Source organism: Klebsiella sp. HMSC25G12 (assembly GCF_001807705.1).
Lineage (GTDB): Bacteria > Pseudomonadota > Gammaproteobacteria > Enterobacterales > Enterobacteriaceae > Klebsiella > Klebsiella variicola.
In genome coordinates, this window is the sequence record NZ_KV789895.1 from 99,354 (window position 1) to 121,959 (window position 22,606).

At 60.4% G+C, this 22,606-nt stretch carries 22 protein-coding genes; 11 read left to right on the plus strand and 11 right to left on the minus strand.

What is annotated here, in order from left to right:
- Positions 1 to 228: 228 nt before the first annotated feature.
- The 3 genes from fldA to ybfF all read right to left on the minus strand — a co-directional run bounded on the left by fldA (position 229) and on the right by ybfF (position 2,111).
- Positions 229 to 759: a flavodoxin FldA gene (fldA, locus tag HMPREF3096_RS15230; protein ID WP_002894765.1), complete on the minus strand. Its 531-nt coding sequence runs from the start codon at positions 757 to 759 to the stop codon at positions 229 to 231.
- Between the two features lie 151 nt (positions 760 to 910).
- Complete coding sequence (gene ybfE, locus HMPREF3096_RS15235; RefSeq protein ID WP_012542441.1) at positions 911 to 1,204, minus strand: LexA regulated protein; 294 nt, start codon at positions 1,202 to 1,204, stop codon at positions 911 to 913.
- A gap of 133 nt (positions 1,205 to 1,337) precedes the next feature.
- Complete coding sequence (gene ybfF, locus HMPREF3096_RS15240) at positions 1,338 to 2,111, minus strand: esterase (RefSeq protein ID WP_012542440.1); 774 nt, start codon at positions 2,109 to 2,111, stop codon at positions 1,338 to 1,340.
- A gap of 183 nt (positions 2,112 to 2,294) precedes the next feature.
- Between ybfF and seqA the strand changes: the two genes are divergently transcribed.
- Genes seqA through HMPREF3096_RS15255 form a run of 3 tightly spaced genes read left to right on the plus strand, consistent with a single transcriptional unit; the run spans position 2,295 to position 5,008 of the window.
- Positions 2,295 to 2,843, plus strand: a complete 549-nt coding sequence (gene seqA / locus HMPREF3096_RS15245) for a replication initiation negative regulator SeqA (RefSeq protein ID WP_032729665.1) — start codon at positions 2,295 to 2,297, stop codon at positions 2,841 to 2,843.
- Between the two features lie 32 nt (positions 2,844 to 2,875).
- Positions 2,876 to 4,516, plus strand: coding sequence for a phosphoglucomutase (alpha-D-glucose-1,6-bisphosphate-dependent) (pgm, locus tag HMPREF3096_RS15250; protein ID WP_002894773.1), 1,641 nt, complete (start codon positions 2,876 to 2,878; stop codon positions 4,514 to 4,516).
- Positions 4,517 to 4,570: 54 nt separating this feature from the next.
- Positions 4,571 to 5,008: a hypothetical protein gene (locus HMPREF3096_RS15255; protein ID WP_022065689.1), complete on the plus strand. Its 438-nt coding sequence runs from the start codon at positions 4,571 to 4,573 to the stop codon at positions 5,006 to 5,008.
- Here HMPREF3096_RS15255 and kdpE read toward each other — a convergent pair.
- The 6 genes from kdpE to kdpF are packed head-to-tail and all read right to left on the minus strand — an operon-like array spanning position 4,990 to position 12,775.
- Positions 4,990 to 5,667, minus strand: coding sequence for a two-component system response regulator KdpE (kdpE, locus tag HMPREF3096_RS15260; protein ID WP_002894776.1), 678 nt, complete (start codon positions 5,665 to 5,667; stop codon positions 4,990 to 4,992). The genes HMPREF3096_RS15255 and kdpE overlap by 19 nt on opposite strands.
- Complete coding sequence (gene kdpD / locus HMPREF3096_RS15265; protein WP_070544519.1) at positions 5,664 to 8,351, minus strand: two-component system sensor histidine kinase KdpD; 2,688 nt, start codon at positions 8,349 to 8,351, stop codon at positions 5,664 to 5,666. The genes kdpE and kdpD overlap by 4 nt, the downstream gene beginning before the upstream one ends.
- Positions 8,352 to 8,927, minus strand: coding sequence for a potassium-transporting ATPase subunit KdpC (kdpC, locus tag HMPREF3096_RS15270; protein ID WP_032729672.1), 576 nt, complete (start codon positions 8,925 to 8,927; stop codon positions 8,352 to 8,354).
- 10 nt (positions 8,928 to 8,937) lie between these two features.
- Positions 8,938 to 10,986 (minus strand): potassium-transporting ATPase subunit KdpB, encoded by a 2,049-nt coding sequence (gene kdpB, locus HMPREF3096_RS15275; RefSeq protein ID WP_008805672.1) that lies wholly within the window; start codon positions 10,984 to 10,986, stop codon positions 8,938 to 8,940.
- A 20-nt stretch (positions 10,987 to 11,006) separates the two neighbouring features.
- Positions 11,007 to 12,686 (minus strand): potassium-transporting ATPase subunit KdpA, encoded by a 1,680-nt coding sequence (kdpA, locus tag HMPREF3096_RS15280; RefSeq protein WP_032729674.1) that lies wholly within the window; start codon positions 12,684 to 12,686, stop codon positions 11,007 to 11,009.
- A complete protein-coding gene (gene kdpF, locus HMPREF3096_RS30185) occupies positions 12,686 to 12,775 on the minus strand; it encodes a K(+)-transporting ATPase subunit F (RefSeq protein ID WP_020323459.1) in 90 nt (29 codons plus the stop codon). Before kdpF ends, kdpA begins: the two co-directional genes overlap by 1 nt.
- Before the next feature lie 307 nt (positions 12,776 to 13,082).
- Here kdpF and HMPREF3096_RS15285 point away from each other — a divergent pair, with 307 nt between their 5' ends.
- Positions 13,083 to 13,292, plus strand: coding sequence for a DUF2517 family protein (locus HMPREF3096_RS15285; RefSeq protein WP_004142243.1), 210 nt, complete (start codon positions 13,083 to 13,085; stop codon positions 13,290 to 13,292).
- A gap of 184 nt (positions 13,293 to 13,476) precedes the next feature.
- Positions 13,477 to 14,919, plus strand: a complete 1,443-nt coding sequence (phrB, locus tag HMPREF3096_RS15290) for a deoxyribodipyrimidine photo-lyase (RefSeq protein ID WP_032729677.1) — start codon at positions 13,477 to 13,479, stop codon at positions 14,917 to 14,919.
- On the opposite strand, the gene HMPREF3096_RS15295 is transcribed toward phrB, so the two are convergent.
- Positions 14,891 to 16,369: an MFS transporter gene (locus HMPREF3096_RS15295; RefSeq protein ID WP_032729679.1), complete on the minus strand. Its 1,479-nt coding sequence runs from the start codon at positions 16,367 to 16,369 to the stop codon at positions 14,891 to 14,893. The genes phrB and HMPREF3096_RS15295 overlap by 29 nt on opposite strands.
- Positions 16,370 to 16,637: 268 nt before the next feature.
- On the opposite strand from HMPREF3096_RS15295, the gene HMPREF3096_RS15300 reads away from it, so the two are divergent.
- The 6 genes from HMPREF3096_RS15300 to nei are packed head-to-tail and all read left to right on the plus strand — an operon-like array spanning position 16,638 to position 21,201.
- Entirely contained in the window at positions 16,638 to 17,381 is a 744-nt protein-coding gene (locus tag HMPREF3096_RS15300) for a type 2 GTP cyclohydrolase I (RefSeq protein ID WP_008805677.1), read from the plus strand.
- Between the two features lie 14 nt (positions 17,382 to 17,395).
- On the plus strand, positions 17,396 to 18,052 hold the full coding sequence (gene pxpB, locus HMPREF3096_RS15305) for a 5-oxoprolinase subunit PxpB (protein WP_032729681.1): 657 nt from the start codon (positions 17,396 to 17,398) through the stop codon (positions 18,050 to 18,052).
- Positions 18,046 to 18,978: a 5-oxoprolinase subunit PxpC gene (pxpC, locus tag HMPREF3096_RS15310; protein WP_008805679.1), complete on the plus strand. Its 933-nt coding sequence runs from the start codon at positions 18,046 to 18,048 to the stop codon at positions 18,976 to 18,978. Before pxpB ends, pxpC begins: the two co-directional genes overlap by 7 nt.
- On the plus strand, positions 18,968 to 19,720 hold the full coding sequence (gene pxpA, locus HMPREF3096_RS15315; RefSeq protein WP_016160506.1) for a 5-oxoprolinase subunit PxpA: 753 nt from the start codon (positions 18,968 to 18,970) through the stop codon (positions 19,718 to 19,720). The genes pxpC and pxpA overlap by 11 nt, the downstream gene beginning before the upstream one ends.
- A gap of 29 nt (positions 19,721 to 19,749) precedes the next feature.
- Entirely contained in the window at positions 19,750 to 20,394 is a 645-nt protein-coding gene (gene pcp / locus HMPREF3096_RS15320; RefSeq protein ID WP_008805681.1) for a pyroglutamyl-peptidase I, read from the plus strand.
- 15 nt (positions 20,395 to 20,409) lie between these two features.
- A complete protein-coding gene (gene nei / locus HMPREF3096_RS15325; protein ID WP_032729683.1) occupies positions 20,410 to 21,201 on the plus strand; it encodes an endonuclease VIII in 792 nt (263 codons plus the stop codon).
- Between the two features lie 66 nt (positions 21,202 to 21,267).
- Here nei and gltA read toward each other — a convergent pair whose 3' ends face one another.
- Positions 21,268 to 22,551 carry a citrate synthase gene (gene gltA, locus HMPREF3096_RS15330; protein WP_008805683.1) on the minus strand — a complete coding sequence of 428 codons (1,284 nt, stop codon included), beginning with the start codon at positions 22,549 to 22,551 and terminating at the stop codon, positions 21,268 to 21,270.
- Positions 22,552 to 22,606: the final 55 nt, after the last annotated feature.

Consider the following 22,606-nt stretch of genomic DNA (forward strand, 5'->3'; position numbering starts at 1 on the left):
CGACGTAATGCGTCTCATTATAGAACTGCCACTGGTAAATGAAAACTGCAAGTATCAGGCCTGGTTTGCTGTCAAAAACGAGGCACCAGCTACAAACTGCGTCACGTGCCTCGTAGAATCAGAGGACATTGTACAGATATGTGATTAAAAGTTAAAAACTTGTAGCTATTAGTTTGATTGCTTTTGTCTATTAATGCGACGCAACTCAATGATTGCGCCGCTTAATCATCAGGCGTTTTTGATTTCTTCGAGGTGCAGCTCTTCGGCAACCTGCTTCACCCATTTCTCAACGCGCTCGTTGGTCAGCTCCGGCTGGCGGTCTTCATCAATGGCGAGGCCGACGAAGTGGTCGTCATCCGCCAGGCCTTTGGAGGCCTCAAAATGATACCCGGCTGTCGGCCAGTGACCGACGATGGTCGCGCCGCGCGGCTCAATGATGTCGCGGATGGTGCCCAGCGCGTCGCAGAAGTATTCTGCGTAGTCTTCCTGGTCGCCACAGCCGAACAGCGCCACCAGTTTACCATTGAAGTCGATCTCTTCCAGCGTCGGGAAGAAGTCGTCCCAGTCACACTGCGCTTCGCCGTAGTACCAGGTCGGGATACCGAGCAGCAGAATGTCGTGGGCTTCCAGGTCTTCTTTGCTGCTTTTGGCAATGTCGTGAACATCAGCAACATCTTTACCAAGCTGCTTTTGAATCATTTTTGCAATATTTTCGGTGTTGCCGGTGTCGCTGCCAAAAAAGATGCCGATGATTGCCATGAGTAAAATAACCTCTTGAAACTTAAATGATGTGGTAGGGACGCGATGCCCATAGATAACGGCAATCATAGCAGAACAGGCAAGGGCGCGGAAACAGCAATCACGCCCGACTGCACACTCTGCTACACGAATGCGGATTTTTCGCGGAAAGTTAGACTTTTCCCTGGCTGTGCAGGGCGCGCAATTGGGTCATCAGCATCTCTTCAATGAGATCGCTGCGGCTCATATTACGCGCTTCCGCCAGTTCATTGAGCGCATCGACCGCGTCGGCGTTGAGTTTTAACTCGACGCGCTTCAGCCCGCGAACCTTATCGCGTTTCAGCTGGTTACGTTTGTTGATGCGCAGTTGTTCATCGCGCGACAGCGGATTGGTTTTCGGTCTTCCCGGGCGACGCTCGTTTGCGAACAAATCTAATGTCGTACGGTCCGTTTGTTCTTTTGCCATGATTCTGAGTGACTTCGGGGAAACAAGCTGCCGGGCTCTAGCCGGCGCAGATAGCGCGCCATCATACATCAGGCGAACGGCTGCGCCAACGACCGCGGGCATTCTGCGGCGCGGTCGGGCATATTTTAGCCAATCAGGCGGCGATGCTCGTCAGATAGCGGCGGATGGCGCGTAACACCGCCTCGGGTTTCTCGGCATGCACCCAGTGTCCGGCGCCAGCGATGACGTGCGCCCGGGCCTGCGGGAACTGCGCCAGCAGCGCGTCGCGGTAGGCGTCGGTCACATAGGGCGAGTTGCCGCCGGGAATAAACTGCGTCGGGTGCGGCCAGGCCGGAATGGTTTCCCAGCCGACGATATGCGGGTACTGGTCCCACAGCACCGGCACGTTAAAGCGCCATTCGCCGTCGACAAAAGATTTCAGCAGGAACTGAATCACGCCCTCTTCCCGCAGATGCTCACGCATCACCTGCGCCGCCTGCTGGCGGCTGCTGGCGGAGGATTCGCTGACGGCGCGGATAGCGGCGAAGATCTCATCATGGCGGCGCACATGATAATCCACCGGCGCGATATCGATCGCCACCAGTCCGCTGATGCGTTCCGGCGCCAGGGCGGTCAACGCCATCACCGCTTTCCCGCCCATCGAATGGCCGATAAAGGTGGCGCGCTCGATCTGGTGCGCGTCGAGCGTATCAAGCAGATCCTGCGCCATGGCGGGGTAGGTCATCTCTGGCGATCGCGGCGACAAACCGTGGTTGCGCATATCGACCTGCACAATATCGTGGTCGGCGATCAGGTCGCGGGCGAGGATGCCCAGGTTGTCCAGGCTGCCAAACAGACCGTGGACCAGCACGATCGGGGAGTGGTTGTGCGGATTCTGTGCAGATTGCGCTCGGCTATTTAATTTCATGGCAAAGTTCTTTTTTTCGCTCCGTCGGGTTAGGGTATTATGTTGGACATTCTGCCATCCGGCTGCAAGACCCAGAAGTTTTCTGAGTTTTACCGCCATCCTGGTTTGACGCTATCCGCGGTTGGGATTTGTACTTATAATCCCAACGATTTGTATTCAGAAAAGATATCGCACTGGATTAAGATGAAAACAATTGAAGTTGATGATGAACTCTATCGCTATATTGCCAGCCACACTCTGCATATCGGCGAGAGCGCATCCGACATTTTACGGCGCATGCTGAAATTTTCCGCCGTTTCCCAACCGGCTACACCGGTCAGCAAAGACGCGCCGGCACTGGCGCCAGCGCCTGCCGTGGAGGTGAAACCCGCTAACCCGGCGAAAGATAAAGTCCGCGCCATGCGCGAGCTGCTGTTATCTGATGAATACGCCGAGCAGAAGCGCGCGGTGAACCGTTTCATGCTGGTGTTGACGACCCTCTATTCTCTGGACAATAAAGCATTTGCCGAGGCGACTGAGTCTCTGCATGGCCGCACGCGCGTCTACTTCGCAGAAGATGCGCGTACGCTGCTGAAAAGCGGTAATCAGACCAAACCAAAACAGGTTCCTGGTACACCGTGGTGGGTTATCACTAATACCAATACCGGCCGTAAATGCAGCATGATTGAGCACATCATGCAGTCGATGCAGTTCCCTGCGGAGCTGATTGAAAAGGTTTGCGGCACGATCTAGCTTTTTAACATTTGCACCAGAAGGATCAGGCAATGGCAATCGATAAACGTGCGGGGCAGCCTGCGCAACAGAGTGATTTGATTAACGTCGCCCAACTGACTGCTCAGTACTACGTGCTGAAGCCTGAAGTCGGTAATGCGGAGCATGCGGTAAAATTCGGCACCTCTGGCCATCGCGGTAGCGCGGCGCGCCACAACTTCAACGAACCGCATATCCTGGCCATCGCCCAGGCCATTGCGGAAGATCGTGCGAAGAACGGGATCACCGGTCCGTGCTATGTCGGCAAAGATACCCACGCCCTTTCCGAGCCGGCGTTTATTTCGGTGCTGGAAGTGTTAACCGCCAACGGCGTTGACGTGATCGTGCAGGAAAACAACGGCTTCACTCCGACGCCGGCGGTCTCCAATGCGATTCTGGTGCATAACAAAAAAGGCGGTCCGCTGGCAGACGGCATTGTGATCACCCCGTCACACAACCCGCCGGAAGATGGTGGTATCAAGTACAACCCGCCAAACGGCGGCCCGGCTGATACCAACGTCACCAAAGTGGTGGAAAACCGCGCCAACGAACTGCTGGCCGCCGGCCTGCAGGGCGTGAAACGCATTTCTCTGGACGCGGCGCTGGCTTCTGGTCACGTTAAAGAACAGGATCTGGTGCAGCCGTTCATTGAAGGGCTGGCGGACATCGTCGACATGGCGGCGATCCAGAAAGCGGGCCTGACGCTGGGCGTCGATCCGCTGGGCGGGTCCGGTATCGAATACTGGAAACGCATTGGCGAACACTACAAGCTCAATCTGACCATTGTGAACGATCAGGTTGACCAGACCTTCCGCTTTATGCACCTCGATAAAGACGGCGCCATCCGTATGGACTGCTCCTCAGAGTGTGCGATGGCAGGCCTGCTGGCGCTGCGCGATAAGTTCGATCTGGCGTTTGCTAACGATCCGGATTACGACCGCCACGGGATTGTCACCCCAGCCGGGTTGATGAACCCGAACCACTACCTGGCGGTAGCGATCAACTACCTGTTCCAGCATCGTCCGCAGTGGGGCAAAGAGGTGGCGGTGGGGAAAACGCTAGTCTCCTCCGCGATGATTGACCGGGTGGTGAACGATCTGGGCCGCAAGCTGGTGGAAGTGCCGGTGGGCTTTAAATGGTTTGTCGACGGCCTGTTCGACGGCAGCTTCGGCTTCGGCGGCGAAGAGAGCGCTGGGGCCTCCTTCCTGCGCTTTGACGGCACGCCATGGTCCACCGATAAAGACGGCATCATCATGTGCCTGCTGGCGGCGGAAATCACCGCAGTGACCGGGAAAAACCCGCAGGAGCATTATAACGAACTGGCTGAACGCTTCGGTGCGCCGAGCTACAACCGCCTGCAGGCTTCCGCAACTTCCGCGCAGAAAGCGGCGCTGTCCAAGCTCTCTCCGGAAATGGTCAGCGCTGACACCCTGGCGGGCGATCCGATCACTGCTCGTCTGACCGCGGCGCCGGGCAACGGGGCGGCGATTGGCGGCCTGAAGGTGATGACCGACAACGGCTGGTTCGCGGCGCGTCCGTCAGGCACCGAAGACGCCTACAAGATCTACTGCGAAAGCTTCCTCGGCGAAGAGCATCGCAAGCTGATTGAAAAAGAAGCGGTAGAGATTGTCAGCGAAGTGCTGAAGAACGCGTAACCGCAGCCAAACATCAGGCCCCTTGTGGGCCTGATTTTTTTCGCAAGGATAGCGATGAAAATACAACGGAAGTCCCTGTTTTTATTCTGGGCGTGGATGGATCTCTTTTTCGTCCTGCAATTCTTATGGTGGAATATTGCCCACCGCCGCCTCCCTTTTTACGACGACCTGCTGGCTTATCTCCAGCTGCTGCATACTTACGGCTCTGGGGCGGTCTGGCTGTATCCGCTGAATGTTCTGCTGATTATCAGCATCCCGCTATCGATGATCCTCTTTTTCCGTCAGAGCCGCTATGCGCTGTGGCTGGCCTGGGGGCAGGCGCCGCTCAGACTGGTGTTTATGCAGCCTTCGCTGTCGCTGGGTCTGTGGCTGATTCAGGCTGCCGGCATCAGGCATGTAGCGATCCTGGCCGGTTTTCTGCTGCTCTCTGAAGGGCTGAAAATCGCCAGCCTCTGGTACTGCAGAGGCGGGGCTCAGGGCATAAAGCGATAGCCAATGCCGGTTTCGGTCAGCAAATGCTGCGGCCGTGCCGGATCGGCCTCCAGCTTTTGTCGCAAATGACCCATATAGATCCGCAGATAGTGGCTGTGCTCCACGGCGTTAGGCCCCCACACCTGATTCAGCAACTGGCGCTGGGTAAGCACTTTGCCGGGATTATTCAACAGCGCCGCCAGCAGACGAAACTCGATGGGCGTCAGGTGGATCTCTTCGCTGCCGCGCAGGATGCGGCGGGCGGGGATATTGACCTCCAGGTCAGCGAAGCGCACCACTGGCTCATCGGCCTGCGCCGCGCCGTGGCGACGCAGCGCGACGCGCAGGCGGGCCTGCAGCTCGCCGATGCCAAAGGGTTTACTTAAGTAGTCATCGGCGCCGGCATCCAGGGCGGCAATTTTGTCATGCTCTTCGCTACGCGCTGACAGGACGATAATCGGCATCTGGCTCCACTGACGCAGGTCGCGAATAAAATCAATGCCGTCACCATCCGGCAGGCCCAGATCGAGGATCGCGAGGTCGGGCTTACGGGTAGCGGCTTCAATCAGCCCACGCTGCAGGGTTTCCGCTTCAAATACGCGCATGCCGTCGGCTTCCAGCGCGGTGCGCAGAAAGCGTCGGATAGCGTGTTCGTCTTCGATAATCAGAACGTTAATCACAATTCCTCAGGTAGCTCTTCCAGTTCAGGGGGCGTTTCTCCCGGCAGTGTAACACGGAATGAGGCACCGCCCTCGGGCCGGTTGCTGGCGGAGATGGTCCCGCCGTGAACGTCGACGATGGCCTGACAGATGGCAAGGCCCAGCCCGACGCCAGGGATCGCCGACTCTTTGTTGCCGCGGGCGAATTTATCAAAGATAGCCTGTTCCTGGCCTGCCGGGATCCCCGGACCGTTATCCCATACCTCCAGCGACAGCTGCCGGGCGTCCGCCTCGGCGCGGATGCCGATGTTCGCCCGGGCGCCGGCATACTTATGGGCATTTTCCAGCAGGTTGATCAGCACCCGCTCGAACAGCGGCCCGTCGACATGCACCAGCTGGAGGGGATCGGGGAGATCCAACTGAATGTGCTGGCCGCCGAGGCTCGGTTCGAGCATGCGCAGCGCGCTGCCGACCACTTCCTCCAGCGTCAGCCACTCCTTATGCAGATTAAAGCCGCCGGACTGGATCCGCGCCATATCCAGCAGATTGTTCACCAGACGGGTGGTGTTGAGCACATGCTGGCGAATTTCATTGGCCTGCGGAGCATGCTTTGAACCTTCGCTGGCCAGATCGAGGGTCAGAATTTCCGCCTGGCCAAACAGCACGGTCAGCGGAGTACGCAGATCGTGCGACAGGGCGGCGAGCAGCGAGTTACGCAGGCTTTCCCGCTCGCTGGTCAGCCGGGCCTGCTCTTCGCTGGCGGTCAGGGTGAGGCGCTCCAGGGCGCTGGCCACCAGCAGGGTAAAGGTCTCCAGCAACCGCTGCTGCTCCGGGATCATCAGCTGGCGCAGATTCTCCGGCTCCACCACCAATAGCCCCCAGGTGCGGGCGGCGCTCTTCAGCGGTAAAATTTGGTACGGCACGCCGGGCAGGGTATCGGTGCCGGCGCCGGCAGGCTGCCCCTTATCAAAGCTCCAGCGGGCGATGGCGTCATCCCATGGGGTCAGCCCTGGCTGGTGGGTTAAGGGCAGCAGTTTTCCCTGGGCGTCCGGCAGCAGCAACTGGCTGCGGGCCTGAAAGGTGGAGGCGATGAAGCGCTCGCTGGTGGTGGCGATATCCTGCTGGCTACGACCTACCGCCAGCGCTTTAGACATCTCATACAGGTGACGGGTACGGCGTTCACGGTAGCGCGCCACCCGTGCCTGGTAGCGCACGCCGGCGGTGAGGTTACCGATAAGCAGGCCCACGGTGAGCATCACGCCGAAAGTGAGCAGATACTGGACATCTGACACCGCCAGCGTTCCGCGCGGGGCGACAAAAAACAGATCGAAGCTGATAACGTTGATCACCGTCGCCAGCACCGACGGCCAGCGGCCATAGACCAGGGCGATGATCACCACCCCCAGCAGATAGAGCATCACCAGGTTGGCGGCTTCGAAGGCCATCAACCACTGCATGGCCACCAGGGTGATGATGGCGCATAGCGCTACCGCCACCGCGCAGCCCTGCAGCTGCAGACGCCACTTTTCCAGCGCCGTACGGCTGTCGTTGGCCCGCGCAGGGAGAGGGGACGGTTTTTCATCGAGGGCGATCACCACCAGATCGAGGTCCGGCGCATGGCGAGCCAGACGGTCGGCGAAGCCGCTGAGATCCCACCAGCGGCGTTTGCGCTGGCGGCCGATGACGATTTTGCCGAGGTTATGTTCGCGGGCGTAATGGAGGACCGCTTTCTCTTCCGACGGGTCGGAGAGGGTCGCGGTTTCGGCGCCCAGCTCCTGGGCCAGACGCAGCGCGGCGAGAATAGCCCGCCGCCGGGCTTCCGGCAGGCGGTGCAGGGAAGGGGTCTCGACATACACTGCATGCCAGACGCTGCCCAGGCGGGCGGCGAGCCGGGCGGCGGCGCGCACCAGCTTTTCGCTGCCGGTGTTGTGCCCGATACAGAGCAGGATCGCATCGCGGGTGTGCCAGACTTTCTCCTGGCCCTGGCGGTCGCGCCAGGCACGCATCTGTTCATCGACGCGGTCGGCGGTGCGGCGCAGAGCCAGCTCGCGCAGCGCAATCAGGTTTCCCTTGCGGAAAAAGTTTTCGATGGCGCGCTCGGCCTGGCCGCCGATATAGACTTTGCCCTCATTGAGCCGCTGGCGCAGATCGTCAGGGGGGAGGTCCACCAGCACCACGTCGTCTGCGGCGTCAAAGAAGGGGTCGGGAACGGTCTCCCGCACCTGCACGCCGGTGATCCCGCTGACGACGTCGTTCAGGCTTTCCAGATGCTGGACGTTGACGGTGGTAAAGACATCAATCCCGGCCTCCAGCAGTTCATCCACATCCTGCCAGCGCTTCGGATGGCGGGAGCCGGGCGCGTTGCTGTGCGCCAGCTCATCCACCAGAATCAGCGCCGGACGGCGGGCGAGGGCGGCGTCGAGATCGAACTCATACACGTACCGCCCGCGATGAGCGAGCCGCCGCGGCGGCAGGGTGCTCAGGCCCTCTAGCATCGCAGCGGTCTCTTTTCGGCCGTGGGTCTCCGCCACGCCAATCAGAATATCCAGCCCCTGGGCGCGCAGCCGCTGCGCTTCCGCCAGCATCGCCCAGGTTTTCCCCACCCCGGCGCAGGCGCCGAAGAACACTTTCAGTTTGCCGCGATGCGGGGCGGCGGTGTGCTGCAGCAGGCGGTCAGGGTCCGGGCGCAGCGGCTCGTCACTCATTTACTTATCCTTCAGGGCATCCAGCGCCATATTGAGTTGCAGTATATTGACCACCGGCTGACCAAGGAAGCTCAGCAGCGGGGTTTGTGTGGCCTGGTTCACCAGCTGGCTTACCTGCTCAACGCTCAGCTGGCGCGCTTTAGCCACCCGGGGGACCTGCCACAGCGCGGCGGCCGGGGTCAGGTTGTTATCGAGACCGCTCGCCGAGGTGGTGACCAGCTCGACCGGCACCCGCGGGTCGGCGTCCGGGTTCGCGGCGCGCAGGGACTGTACGCGCTCGCTCACCGCTTTATCCAGCGCCGGGTTGCTGGCGGCAAGGTTGCTGCCGCCTGACGCCATGGGATTATCCGCCGTCTCCGCGGTGGCCGACGGGCGGCCCTGGAAATAGCCTGCGGCAGTATAGTTCTGGCCAATCAGTCCGGAGCCGCGCACCTCACCGTTCAGGCGGATCAGCGAGCCGTTGGCCTGTGAGTTAAACCACCATTGTCCCAGGCTGGTGGTCAGCAGAGGATAGACGCCGCCGGTGAGCAGCGTTAACAGAATAAATAGCACAAGTGCTGGACGAATCAATGACATAGTTTTTTCCTCACACCAGACCGCTCAGGGTCAGCAGCAGGTCGATGGCTTTAATACCGATAAAGGGCACCAGCAGACCGCCGAGGCCGTAGATCCACAGGTTGCGGCGCAGCATCGCCGAGGCGGAGAGTGGGCGATAGCTCACGCCTTTCAGGGCCAGCGGGATCAGGAAGACGATGATCAGCGCGTTAAAGATAACGGCGCTAAGGATCGCTGACGACGGCGAATGCAGGCCCATCACGTTCAGCATGGCCAGCTGGGGATAGACCGCGGCAAATGCCGCCGGAATAATGGCGAAATATTTCGCCACGTCGTTGGCAATACTGAAGGTAGTCAGCGAGCCGCGCGTCATTAACATCTGTTTGCCGATATGGACCACCTCAATCAGCTTGGTGGGGTTGGAATCCAGGTCGACCATGTTGCCTGCTTCCTTCGCCGCCTGGGTGCCGGAGTTCATGGCCACCGCCACGTCGGCCTGAGCCAGCGCGGGCGCATCGTTGGTGCCGTCGCCGGTCATCGCCACCAGCCGACCTTCCGACTGATACTGGCGGATCAACGCCAGCTTGGCTTCCGGCGTAGCTTCGGCGAGGAAATCATCGACCCCGGCCTCGGCGGCGATCGCCGCGGCGGTCAGGCGGTTATCGCCGGTGATCATCACCGTTTTAATGCCCATTTTGCGCAGCTGGGCGAAACGTTCTTTGATACCGCCTTTAACGATATCTTTGAGCGAAATAATCCCCAGCACCTTTTCCCCTTCGGCGACCACCAGCGGCGTGGCCCCCTGGCGGGCGACCTCTTCCACCTGCTTATCGACATCGGCAGGGAAGTGGCCTCCATTGGCCTCCACGTGGCGGCGAATGGCGTCCACCGACCCTTTGCGGATCATGCGTTGATCGATATTGATGCCGCTCATCCGCGTTTGCGCGGTAAAAGGGACAAAGGTGGCGTGCAGCGACTGCAGATCGCGTTCGCGCAGGTTAAAGCGCTGTTTCGCCAGCACCACGATGCTGCGCCCCTCAGGGGTTTCATCCGCCAGCGAGGAGAGCTGGGCGGCGTCGGCGAGGGTTCGCTCTTCCACGCCGCGCGCCGGCAGGAAGGCGGAAGCCTGACGGTTGCCAAGGGTAATGGTCCCGGTTTTATCCAGCAGCAGGACATCGACGTCGCCAGCGGCCTCCACCGCGCGGCCACTGGTGGCGATGACGTTGGCGCCGAGCATACGACTCATCCCGGCGACGCCGATGGCCGACAGCAGCCCGCCGATGGTGGTCGGGATCAGGCACACCAGCAGGGCGACCAGCACGGTAACGCTGACCGCATTGCCGCTCCACGCCGAGAAGGGCCAGATGGTGGCGGTGGCCAGCAGGAACACCAGCGTCAGGGCGATCAGCAGGATCGTCAGGGCGATCTCGTTCGGCGTTTTACGGCGCTGGGCGCCTTCCACCATGGCGATCATCCGGTCGAGGAAGGTTTCTCCCGGGTTCACGCTGCAGCGGATCACCAGCCAGTCGGAGAGAATGCGTGTCCCGCCGGTCACCGAGGCAAAATCGCCACCGGATTCACGGATCACCGGGGCAGACTCGCCGGTAATGGCGCTTTCGTCGACCGAGGCGCCGCCTTCGATGACTTCGCCATCGCAGGGGATAATATCCCCGGCTTCCACCAGCACCACGTCGCCTTTGCGCAGGTCTTCCGCCGGCACGTGGTCGACCGTCGCGTCATGCTGCGGGGCGCGCAGTTTGCGGGCGAAGGCCGTTTTTTTCACCCCTTTCAGGCTGTTGGCCTGGGCTTTGCTGCGGCCTTCCGCCATCGCTTCGGCAAAGTTAGCGAACAGCACGGTAAACCACAGCCAGATGCTGACGGCGGCGGTAAATGTGGCGCTACCGGTCAGGGCGCCGCCAGCCATGGCGATCGCCAGCAGGGTGGTTAACAGACTGCCCACCCAGACGATAAACATCACCGGATTGCGCCATTGCACCATCGGGCTGAGTTTTTTCACGGCATCCAGCAGCGCCTGGCGCACCAGCGTCGGCTCCAGCAGGGCTAATTGTTTGCGACTCATAACAGGGTGCTCCGCATCGCTCAAAGTAAGGAAAAGTGTTCAGCCAGCGGGCCAAGCGCCAGCGCAGGAATAAAGGTCAGGGCGCCCACCAGCAGCACGGTGCCGATCAGTAAACCGATAAACAGGGCGTCGTGGGTGGCCAGGGTGCCGGGGCTGGCCGGTTGAATTTTCTTCGCCACCAGCGAGCCGGCGATGGCCATCACCGGAATGATGACGGCGAAGCGGCCGACCAGCATGCAGAACGCCAGCAGCAGGTTCCAGAACGGCGTCGCCGCACCCAGGCCAGCGAAGGCGCTGCCGTTGTTATTGGCCGCCGAGGTGACGGCGTACAGCACTTCGCTAAAGCCGTGCGGTCCAGGGTTGAACATCCCGGCGCGGCCGGCGTCGGTCATCATCGCCAGCGCCGTGCCAAGCAGCACCAGCGTCGGGGTGACCAGAATGGCGAGGGCGATCATTTTCATTTCCCGGACATCGATTTTCTTCCCGAGATACTCCGGAGTGCGGCCGACCATCAGCCCGGCGATAAATACCGCCAGCATAACGAACAGCAGCATGCCGTACAGGCCCGAACCGACGCCGCCGAACACCACTTCGCCAATCTGCATCAGCCACATCGGCACCATGCCGCCCAGCGCGGTGAAGGAGTCATGCATGGCATTGACCGCGCCGCAGGAGGCGGCAGTGGTGATCACTGCGAACAGACTGCTGGCGAGAATACCGAAGCGACTCTCTTTACCTTCCATATTCAGGCTACTGTCAGCGCCCAGCGTCAGCAGGTGGGGGTTGCCGCGAGTTTCCGCCCACATCACCACGGCGACGCAGAGGATAAAGATCAACGTCATTGCCCACAGGATGGCGCGCCCCTGGCGGCGATCGCTCACTACCTCGCCGAAGGCGAAGCACAGTGCTGCCGGGATCAGGAAGATTGCCAGCATCTGCCCGAGATTGGTCAGCGCGGTCGGGTTTTCAAACGGGTGAGCGGAGTTGGCGTTAAAGAAACCGCCGCCGTTGGTGCCCAGCAGCTTAATCGCTTCCTGCGAGGCGACAGGCCCCATCGGCAACAGCTGGTGCGCCCCTTCGAGGGTGGTAAAGGGCTGGTAGGCCAGCAGATTCTGCGGCACACCCTGCTGAATAAAGAACAGGGCCACCAGCAGGGAGAGCGGCAGCAGCAGCCACAGGGTAATGCGCGTCAGGTCGACCCAGGCATTGCCAAGGGCGGACATTTTCTGCCGGGCGAAGGCGCGGGTCAGGGCGAATACCACGGCGATCCCGGTGGCGGCAGAGAGGAAATTCTGCACCGTCAGGCCGACCATCTGGCTGAGATAGCTCATGGTGCTTTCGCCGGCGTAAGCCTGCCAGTTGGTATTGCTGACAAAGCTGACCGCCGTGTTGAGCGCCAGATCCCATGACAATCCCGGCAGATGCTGCGGGTTAAACGGCAACACGCCCTGGAGCATCAGCAGGGCAAACAGGGCCAGGCCGCCGAGGGCGTTAAACAGCAGGATCGCCAGCAAATACTGCAGCCAGCCCATCTCCTCGGCGCGGATCCCGGCCACGCGCCACAGGACGCGCTCGACGCCGGCCAGGCCGGGAAGCGGGATATCGTTCACCATCCTCGCCAGACACGTCCCCAGCGGGCGCGCCAGCACCAGCAGCACCAGCAGGTAGCTGGCTAATAATAAAAATCCCTGGGCAGCCATCAGAATGCCTCCGCGTGTATCAAGGCATAAACCAGATAAGCCAGTAACAGGAACACCAGCCCAACGCCAGTGAGTACGCCTGCAGTCACAATCCACCTCCGGGTGTCTTTTTTGATTTACCGGGAGAATAGAAATTACGGCGCAAAGATTTCGCAAAAATCGGCGGGCGCGGTGTAAAAAAAGTATAAAAATGACAAAGGCACAATTTAACTGATGGTTAGTATTAATTTAACTTTTTTGTAACTAATTTACGTGGTGAATGTAAATTAAGTATAAATACGTGCTTTTTAGTGGTCGGATGAGTAGTAAAATTACAACCAGAGCGGTATTATTTTGCTCAGACAAACATGATTAATTTTACCGGCGCTGCTTGCCGGCCTGACAAAGGGGAGAGAAATGATGGCGTTGTACAAAGCTTATCCTGCTCATATTATTTTACTGCGTCGTGCTTTCGCCGTCGTGGCTGGCGTCGCGGCGCTGCCGGTGATGCTGTTCTGGAAAGATCGCGCCCGCTATTACAGCTGGCTGCACCGGGTGTGGTCGAAAACCAGCGAGCAGCCGGTGTGGATGGCGCAGGCGGAAAAAGCCGCTCACGATTTCTATTAATCCGTCCTGCTGCGACGAAGACAAGAAAACCGCCGGTTGCCCCCGGCGGTTTTTTTTCGTCGCTTGTCTACACTCGTTTTCATGCACCGCAGTGGAATTGGCAGGTGCTTATTTTGCCGGAGCGCGCTATTTTTTCCGGCTTATATCATGAGATGAGTTTTGCTGACGGATATCGAGGAGTTATATGGCCACCCATCTGGTCTGGTTACGCACGGATTTACGCATTCACGATAACCTGGCGCTGGCCGCCGCCTGCCGGGATCCGCAGGCGCAGGTGCTGGCGCTCTATATCGCCACCCCGGGGCAGTGGCGTGAGCATCACCTGGCGCCGCGGCAGGCCGCGTTTATCGTCAGCCATTTGCACAGTCTGCACACCGCCCTGGCGGAACGGGGCATACCGCTGTGGGTCGAAGAGGCGGATGATTTTACCGCCAGCGTCGAACGGCTGGCCCATTTCTGCCAGCAGCACCAGGTCAGTCACCTGTTCTATAACTATCAGTACGAATTCAATGAACGTCAGCGCGATGCCGCCGTTGAGAACACCTTGCGCGATGTCATTTGCCAGGGCTTTGACGACAGCGTCCTGTTACCGCCCGGCAGCGTCATGACCGGCAGCGGCGAAATGTATAAAGTTTTCACGCCGTTTAAGAATGCGTTTATTCGCCGTCTGCGGGACGGGCTCCCGGCGTGCGTGGCGGCGCCGAAGCCGCGCCAGGCGCCTGCCCGCCAGGCGCCGCCGCTGCCTGAGCTCAACTACCCGCAAACGCCGTTCGATGGGCTGCTGTTTGCCGCGGATGAAAAAACGGCGCTGGCGCGGCTGCGCGCGTTTTGTCAGCAACCGGCGGCGGAGTATGAGGGGCAGCGTGACTTCCCCGCCGTGGAAGGGACCAGTCGCCTGTCGCCCTGCCTGGCCACCGGGGTGTTGTCACCGCGCCAGTGCCTGCATCGTCTGCTGACGGAACACCCCGCCGCGCTGGACGGCGGGGCAGGCGCAACCTGGCTTAATGAGCTGATCTGGCGCGAGTTTTACCGCCATCTGATGGTCTACTATCCGAAACTCTGTAAAGGACGCCCGTTTATCGCATGGACTGATAAGGTCGCCTGGCGTGAAGATGACGCCGCCCTGCAGGCCTGGCAGCGCGGGGAGACCGGCTTTCCGATAGTCGATGCCGCGATGCGCCAGCTTAACGCCACCGGCTGGATGCATAACCGGTTGCGCATGATTGTCGCCAGCTTCCTGACGAAAGATCTGCGCCTCGACTGGCGGGCAGGGGAGCGCTACTTCATGAGTCAACTGATTGATGGCGACCTGGCGGCGAACAACGGCGGCTGGCAGTGGGCGGCCTCGACAGGCACCGACGCCGCGCCCTATTTCCGCATATTTAACCCCACCACCCAGGGCGAGAAGTTTGATAAGCAGGGGGTGTTTATGCGTCGCTGGCTGCCTGAGCTGGCAAAGGTGCCGGAGAAGGCGCTGCATCAGCCGTGGGCGTGGGCGGATAAACAGGGGATCAAACTGGATTATCCGCGCCCGATAGTCGATCACAAACAGGCGCGGCAGGAGACGCTGGCGGCCTGGGAGGCCGCCAGAAAAGGAATTACTCCACCGCCAGACGGCCGGTCCTGACCTTCAGCGAGTGATACAGCCAGATGACCAGCACCACGCCGACACAGGCCAGCGCGCCCCAGGTGATCTGGCTGAAGACCTTGATGTAGGCGTCAATGGAGTAGTTCACTGCCCCGGCGGCGTCGAAGGACGCCTGCGAGGTCTGGTCGGCGATGACGCCGGCCAGATAGTTGGCGATGGCCCCGGAGAGCAGCATATAGATACCGGTCAGCACCCCGGTGACCCCCGGGATCTCAATGCGGGTGATTTGCGACATGGCGACCGGGTCGATAAACAGTTCGGCAAAACCCATCACCGCCAGCCCCAGCACCATCAGCGGCATGGACGACTGGCCATAGGCCGCGGACCAGCGGGCGCTGAGGGTCAGGATGCAGAACCCGGCGCTCATCAGGCCCAGACCGAGGGCAAATTTCCCCCAGATGCGCACGGTGCGATTGCCACCGACGCTCTCTTTCACCAGCCACGCCAGCACCATCCCGCAGAGCATCACCGCGAAGGCGTTGACCGACTGGAACATGGCGGTAGGGACTTCGTAGCTCATGATATGGCGATTAACGAAGCGGTCAATATACAGGCTGATGGAGCTCCCGCCCTGCTGGGCGAAGGCCCAGAACAGCAGGCTAAACGCGGTGAGGACGACGATCAGGCGCAGATCCTTACGCTGTTTATCGGTTTCAGCGCGCAGGTAGATCCGCGCCAGCACCGCCAGGCCGATAACGGTGGCCACGATCAGGGCATACACCGACCACTCCTGCCAGAACAGCACGGCGATCAGCAGCGGGGCGGTAACCAGCAGCACCAGCAGCCAGCCCCAGTTCGGCAGCAGGAAGCGGCGCGCGCACAGCGCCTGGCGGTTGACGCCGGCAGTATGCTGGAAGTGACGGTTGCCGCAGAGAAAAATCACCAGTCCCGCCACCATGCCGATGGCCGCCAGGGCAAAGCCCATCGCCCAGCTATACTCCTCCTGTACGTAGCCGCAGGCGATCGGCGCGATAATCGAGCCGATATTGCCCGCGGCATACATCAGCGAGAAGCCGCCGTCGCGACGCGGATCGGCAGGTTCGTAGAGTTCGCCCAGCAGACAGCTGACGTTGGATTTAAACAACCCGTAGCCGCAGACGATGATCGCCAGCGACAGGTAGAGGAAGACTGGGGCGGTTTCGCTGGCTCCGAGCACCAGATGGCCAATGGCCATCAGCAGCGCGCCGAGCATGACCGCCATCCGGTTGCCTAACAGCTTATCGGCCAGATAGCCGCCGAGGATCGGCGTGACATAGACCAGCGAACAGTAGGCGCTGAACAGGGCATAGGCGTGGTTATCGTCATATTTGAGCTGATTGGTGAGATAGAGGATCAGCAGGGCGCGCATGCCGTAGAAGCTAAAATATTCCCAGATTTGCAGCGCCACGACGTAGTAAATCGCCCGCGGTTGCGATGATGTTGTCTTCATGAGAAGTGTGGTTTCCTGGCGTAAAGCGAAAGTCGATCGTTCTGCATGAATAGCGCTTTATTAGTCATATTCATGGCTTGAGGGGCTTTCTGTTTATTTAATATGCTTTATTAATGCATAAATATACACGAATGCGCGATGGGGTGGGTAGACAAAATGCGGGATTAACAAAAAAGTCATGGTCGGTGCCGGTTGTGGACTATCGACGGCCCGAATGGATCTGGTTATGTTATGCCTTTGTATACCCTGATTATCTGCTGGAGTGGCGATGAAAAATAGCGAACTGGAACAACTGATAAACGACAAGCTCAATAGTGCGGCCATCAGTGATTTCGCCCCTAACGGTCTGCAGGTGGAAGGACGTGATACGGTGCAAACGATCGTCACCGGGGTGACGGCCAGCCAGGCGCTGCTGGATGAAGCCGTTCGGCTGCAGGCGGATGCGGTGATCGTCCATCATGGCTATTTCTGGAAAAACGAGTCGCCAGTGATCCGCGGCATGAAGCGCCGCCGCCTGAAGACTCTGCTGGCCAACGATATCAATCTCTACGGCTGGCACCTGCCGCTGGATGCCCACCCGGAGCTGGGCAACAACGCGCAACTGGCGCATCTGCTGGGGATTAACGTGCTGGGTGAAATCGAACCGCTGGTGCCTTGGGGCGAACTGTCGATGCCGGTTTCCGGCCTCGAACTGGCCTCGTGGATCGAAGCGCGGCTGGGGCGCAAGCCGTTATGGTGCGGCGATACCGGGCCGGACACCGTCAGCCGCGTCGCCTGGTGTACCGGCGGCGGCCAGAGCTTTATCGACGCCGCGGCGCGCTTTGGGGTGGATGCGTTTATTACCGGCGAGGTGTCGGAACAAACTATTCACTCTGCCCGCGAACAGGGGCTGCATTTTTATGCCGCCGGCCACCACGCCACCGAGCGGGGCGGCATTCGCGCCCTCAGTGAATGGCTGACGGAAACGACCGACCTGGATGTCACCTTTATTGATATTCCTAACCCTGCCTGACGGGAGAGAGAAAAGTGCAGCGAGCGCGTTGTTATCTGTTAGGAGAAACGGCCGTCGTGCTGGAGCTGGAGCCGCCGGTCACGCTCGAGAGCCAGCAACGGATCTGGGGATTGGCCCAGCGTCTGTCTCACCATGAAGAGGTGGTTGACGCCATTCCCGGCATGAACAATATCACCGTGGTGCTCCGCCGCCCGCAGGAGATGGCGTGGGAGGCGATAGACCGTCTGCAGCGCTGGTGGGAGGAGAGTCTTGCGCTGGAGCCGGAGTCGAGGTCATTAACCATTCCGGTCGTTTACGGCGGCGAGGCCGGGCCGGATCTCGGGGTGGTGGCGCAACACAGCGGCCTGAGTGAAAAACAGGTTGTGGAGCTGCATGCCTCGGTGGAATACCTGGTCTGGTTTATTGGTTTTCAGCCGGGATTCCCCTACCTGGGCGGGCTGCCGCCGGCGCTGGTGACCCCGCGTCGCGCCGAACCGCGCGTGCGGGTCCCGGCCGGATCGGTGGGCATTGGCGGCGCGCAAACCGGCATCTATCCGCTGGCGACGCCCGGCGGCTGGCAGCTGCTGGGGCGGACCGCGTTGACGCTGTTTGACCCGGCGCGTAAGGAGCCTGCGCTGTTGCGCGTGGGCGATAAAATTCGCTTTGTGCCGCAAAAGGAGGGGGTATGTTAACCCTGATCCGCGCCGGTCTGTACACCTCGGTACAGGACGGTGGACGAGAAGGCCTGCGCCAGTCTGGCATCAGCCGCTGCGGCGCTCTGGATTATCCCTCGCTGGTGATTGCCAATCTGCTGGTTGGCAACGAGGCGAACGCCGCCGGGCTGGAGATTACCCTCGGTCAGGTGGAGATCGAATTTGCCCGCAGCGGCTGGTTCGCGCTGACCGGCGCCGCCTGCGAAGCGACGCTGGACGGCAAAGCGGTCTGGGTGGGCTGGCGCACCGCCTACCGGGCCGGACAACGGTTGGTGCTGAAAACGCCGCAGCATGGCATCCGCAGCTATCTGGCGGTGGCGGGCGGGGTCGCGGTCCCGGTGGTGCTTGGCTCGCGCAGCACGGATCTTAAGGCGGGGATTGGCGGTCTGGAAGGACGCCGCCTGCAGGATGGCGATCAGCTGAAGCTCGGGAAAGCCGCTCGGCGCTTTACCACCTCGCGCGGCGTCAAGCAGCTGCCGCTGGGCAACCGCATTCGCGCGCTGCCGGGCCCGGAGTATCATGAGTTTGATGCGGCCTCGCAGGCGTCGTTCTGGCGCTCCCCCTGGCAGCTCAGTCCGCAGAGCAATCGCATGGGCTACCGCCTGCAGGGGCAGCCGTTGAAACGGACCACCGATCGCGAGATGCTGTCGCACGGTCTGCTGCCGGGCGTAGTGCAGGTGCCGCATAACGGCCAGCCCATCGTCCTGATGAACGATGCGCAAACCACCGGCGGCTATCCGCGCATCGCCTGCATTATTGAGGCTGATATGTACCAGCTGGCGCAGATCCCGCTGGGGCAGCCGATCCACTTTGTCGCCTGCTCGCTGGAGGAGGCCTTAAAAGCACGGGCCGATCGTCAGCGTTATCTTGAACAACTGGCCTGGAGACTCCACGATGATGATTGATCTCAATGCCGATCTCGGGGAAGGGGGCGCGAACGATAGCGCGCTGCTCCAGCTGGTCTCGTCGGCGAATATCGCCTGCGGCTTTCATGCCGGCGACGCCGGACTGATGGTGCAGAGCGTACGCGAGGCGCTGAAGTACGGCGTGGCGGTGGGCGCCCATCCGGGATACCCCGACCGGGAAAATTTTGGCCGTACGGCGATGGATCTGCCGCCGGAAACGGTCTATGCCCAGACGCTGTATCAGATTGGCGCCCTGGCGGCGATCGTTCAGGCGCAGGGCGGCGAGCTACAGCATGTGAAGCCGCACGGCATGCTTTATAACCAGGCGGCCAAGTCGCCGCCGCTGGCGGACGCGATCGCCCGCGCGATCCGTGATGTTAACCCGAAGCTGGTGCTGGTGGGGCTGGCGGGTAGCGAACTGATCCGCGCCGGGCAGCACTATGGTCTGACGACGCGCCAGGAGGTGTTTGCCGACCGCGGCTACCTGGCCGACGGTAGCCTGGTGCCGCGCAGCCAGCCCGGCGCGCTGATCGACAGCGAAGAGCAGGCCCTGGCGCAAACCCTCGAGATGGTGCAGCACCACCGGGTGCGCAGTATCAGCGGCGAGTGGGCGAACGTGGTGGCGCAGACGGTGTGTCTGCACGGCGATGGCCCGCACGCGCTGGATTTTGCCCGCCGTCTGCGGGCGGCCTTTGCCGGGCGCCATATTCTGGTCAGCGCGCAACTGGACGCTGAAGCGTGACAACCTGAATGACCGCGAAGGAGAGGATGATGGCCGGAGTATTGCTCACCGGTTTTGAACCCTTTGATGGCGAAACGGTTAACCCTTCATGGGAAGTGGTGAAGCAGCTGGACGGGACGATGATTGCCGGGCAGCCGGTGATCGCCCGCCAGCTCCCCTGTGTGTTTGGCGAGGCGCTGTCGGTGCTTTACGCAGCGATAGAAGACCTGCAGCCGAGGCTGGTCATTGCCGTGGGGCAGGCCGGCGGTCGCGTCGATATCAGCGTTGAACGTGTGGCTATCAACGTCGATGATGCGCGCATTCCCGATAACAAAGGCCAGCAGCCTGTCGACACGCCGATCGTCGACGGGGGGCCGGCGGCGTGGTTCAGTACCTTACCGATCAAAGCGATCGTCAGCGCGTTGCGCGATCGCGGGATCCCGGCTTCGGTCTCCCAAACCGCCGGCACCTTCGTCTGCAATCACGTGATGTATGGTTTGCTACATAAGCTGCAGGAGCAGGCTGGCGTCAGGGGCGGCTTTATCCATATTCCATGGCTACCGGCGCAGGCGGCGGCCCATCCCGGCGAGCCGAGTATGGCGACCGTCACCGTGCGGGAAGCGCTGGAAACGGCCATTGCCGTGGCGCTGCGCCAGTCGGTGGATAGTAAACTGGGCGGCGGCGCCACCCATTAACAGAAGGATGACAGTATGCCGGAAGGTCCGGAGATCCGCCGCGCGGCGGATAAACTGGAGGCGGCAATCAAAGGCGAACCCTTAACCGATGCCTGGTTCGCCTTTCCGCAGTTGCAACCCTATCAAAGCCTGTTGATTGGCCAGCGGGTGACCCATATCGCCACCCGCGGCAAGGCCCTGTTAACATACTTCTCCGGCGGGCTGACCCTGTACAGCCATAATCAGCTGTACGGTGTCTGGCGCGTGGTTGACGCCGGGGAACAGCCCGCCTCTAACCGGGTGCTGCGCGTCAGGCTGCAGACCGCCCGCAAGGCGATTTTGCTCTATAGCGCCTCGGACATCGAGATGCTCACGGCGGAGCAGGTTGCCCATCACCCGTTTTTACTGCGCGTGGGGCCAGATGTGCTGGATATGACGTTAACCGTGGAGGAGGTGAAAGCGCGGCTGCTGTCGGCCAAATTCCGCCATCGTCAGTTTTCCGGCCTGCTGCTGGATCAGGCTTTTCTGGCCGGGCTCGGTAACTATCTGCGGGTGGAGATCCTCTGGCAGGTGGGATTAAGCGGAAAGCGTAAAGCCGCTGAACTGAGCGATAGTCAGCTGGATGCGCTGGCGCACGCGCTGCTGGCTATTCCGCGGTTGTCGTATCACACCCGCGGCCAGGCCGATGACAACAAGCATCACGGCGCGCTGTTTCGCTTTAAGGTCTTCCATCGCGACGGGGAAAGGTGCGAGCGCTGTGGGGGCGTGATTGAGAAGACGACACTCTCCTCGCGGCCGTTTTACTGGTGTCCCGGATGCCAGCATTAAGCCCGGCAGTCAGGCAGATAAAAAAACGCGCCAGGTGGCGCGTTTTTTTTCATCCGGACGGCAAGATTAGCGCTTAATGTCGGACTGGTAATCGCGTTTGGTGTAGCCAGTGTACAGCTGACGCGGACGGGCGATCTTCATGCCATCGCTGTGCATTTCGTTCCAGTGCGCAATCCAGCCCACGGTACGCGCCATGGCGAAGATAACGGTAAACATGGAGGACGGAATACCCATCGCTTTCAGGATGATACCGGAGTAGAAGTCGACGTTCGGGTAGAGTTTCTTCTCGATGAAGTACGGGTCGTTCAGCGCGATATGCTCCAGCTCCATGGCTACCTGCAGCAGATCGTCTTTGGTGCCCAGCTCTTTCAGCACTTCATGGCAGGTTTCACGCATCACGGTGGCGCGCGGGTCGTAGTTTTTGTAAACACGATGGCCGAAGCCCATCAGGCGGAAAGAGTCATTCTTGTCTTTCGCACGACGGACAAATTCCGGAATGTGCTCAACGGAGCTGATCTCTTCCAGCATCTTCAGCGCCGCTTCGTTGGCGCCGCCGTGCGCCGGTCCCCACAGGGAGGCGATGCCAGCAGCGATACAGGCGAACGGGTTAGCGCCGGAGGAGCCGGCGGTACGTACCGTCGAGGTCGACGCGTTCTGCTCGTGATCGGCGTGCAGGATCAGAATACGATCCATCGCGCGTTCAAGCACCGGATTGACTTCATACTCTTCGCACGGTGTCGCGAACATCATGCGCAGGAAGTTGCCGGCGTAGGAGAGGTCGTTGCGCGGATAAACAAACGGCTGGCCGATAGAATACTTGTAACACATGGCTGCCATGGTTGGCATTTTGGACAGCAGACGGTAGGCAGCAATCTCGCGGTGACGTGGGTTATTCACGTCGAGGGAGTCATGATAGAACGCCGCCAGGGCGCCGGTGATCCCGCACATCACGGCCATCGGGTGGGAATCGCGACGGAATGCATGGAACAGACGCGTGATCTGCTCATGAATCATGGTGTGGCGGGTGACGGTGGTTTTGAATTCGTCATATTCGGCCTGAGTCGGTTTTTCACCGTACAGCAGAATATAACATACTTCGAGATAGTTAGATTCGGTCGCTAACTGGTCGATCGGGAAGCCGCGGTGCAGCAGGATCCCCTCGTCACCATCGATAAACGTAATTTTAGATTCACAAGAAGCGGTGGATGTGAAACCTGGGTCAAAAGTAAATACGCCTTTTGAACCAAGACTACGAATATCAATAACATCCTGACCGAGCGTGCCTTTTAGCACATCCAGTTCAATAGCAGTGTCACCACCCAGGGTGATTTTTGCTTTAGCATCAGACATTTATGGTCTCCTTAGCGCCTTTATTGCTTAAGACTGCCGGGTGGTGGATTTGCTT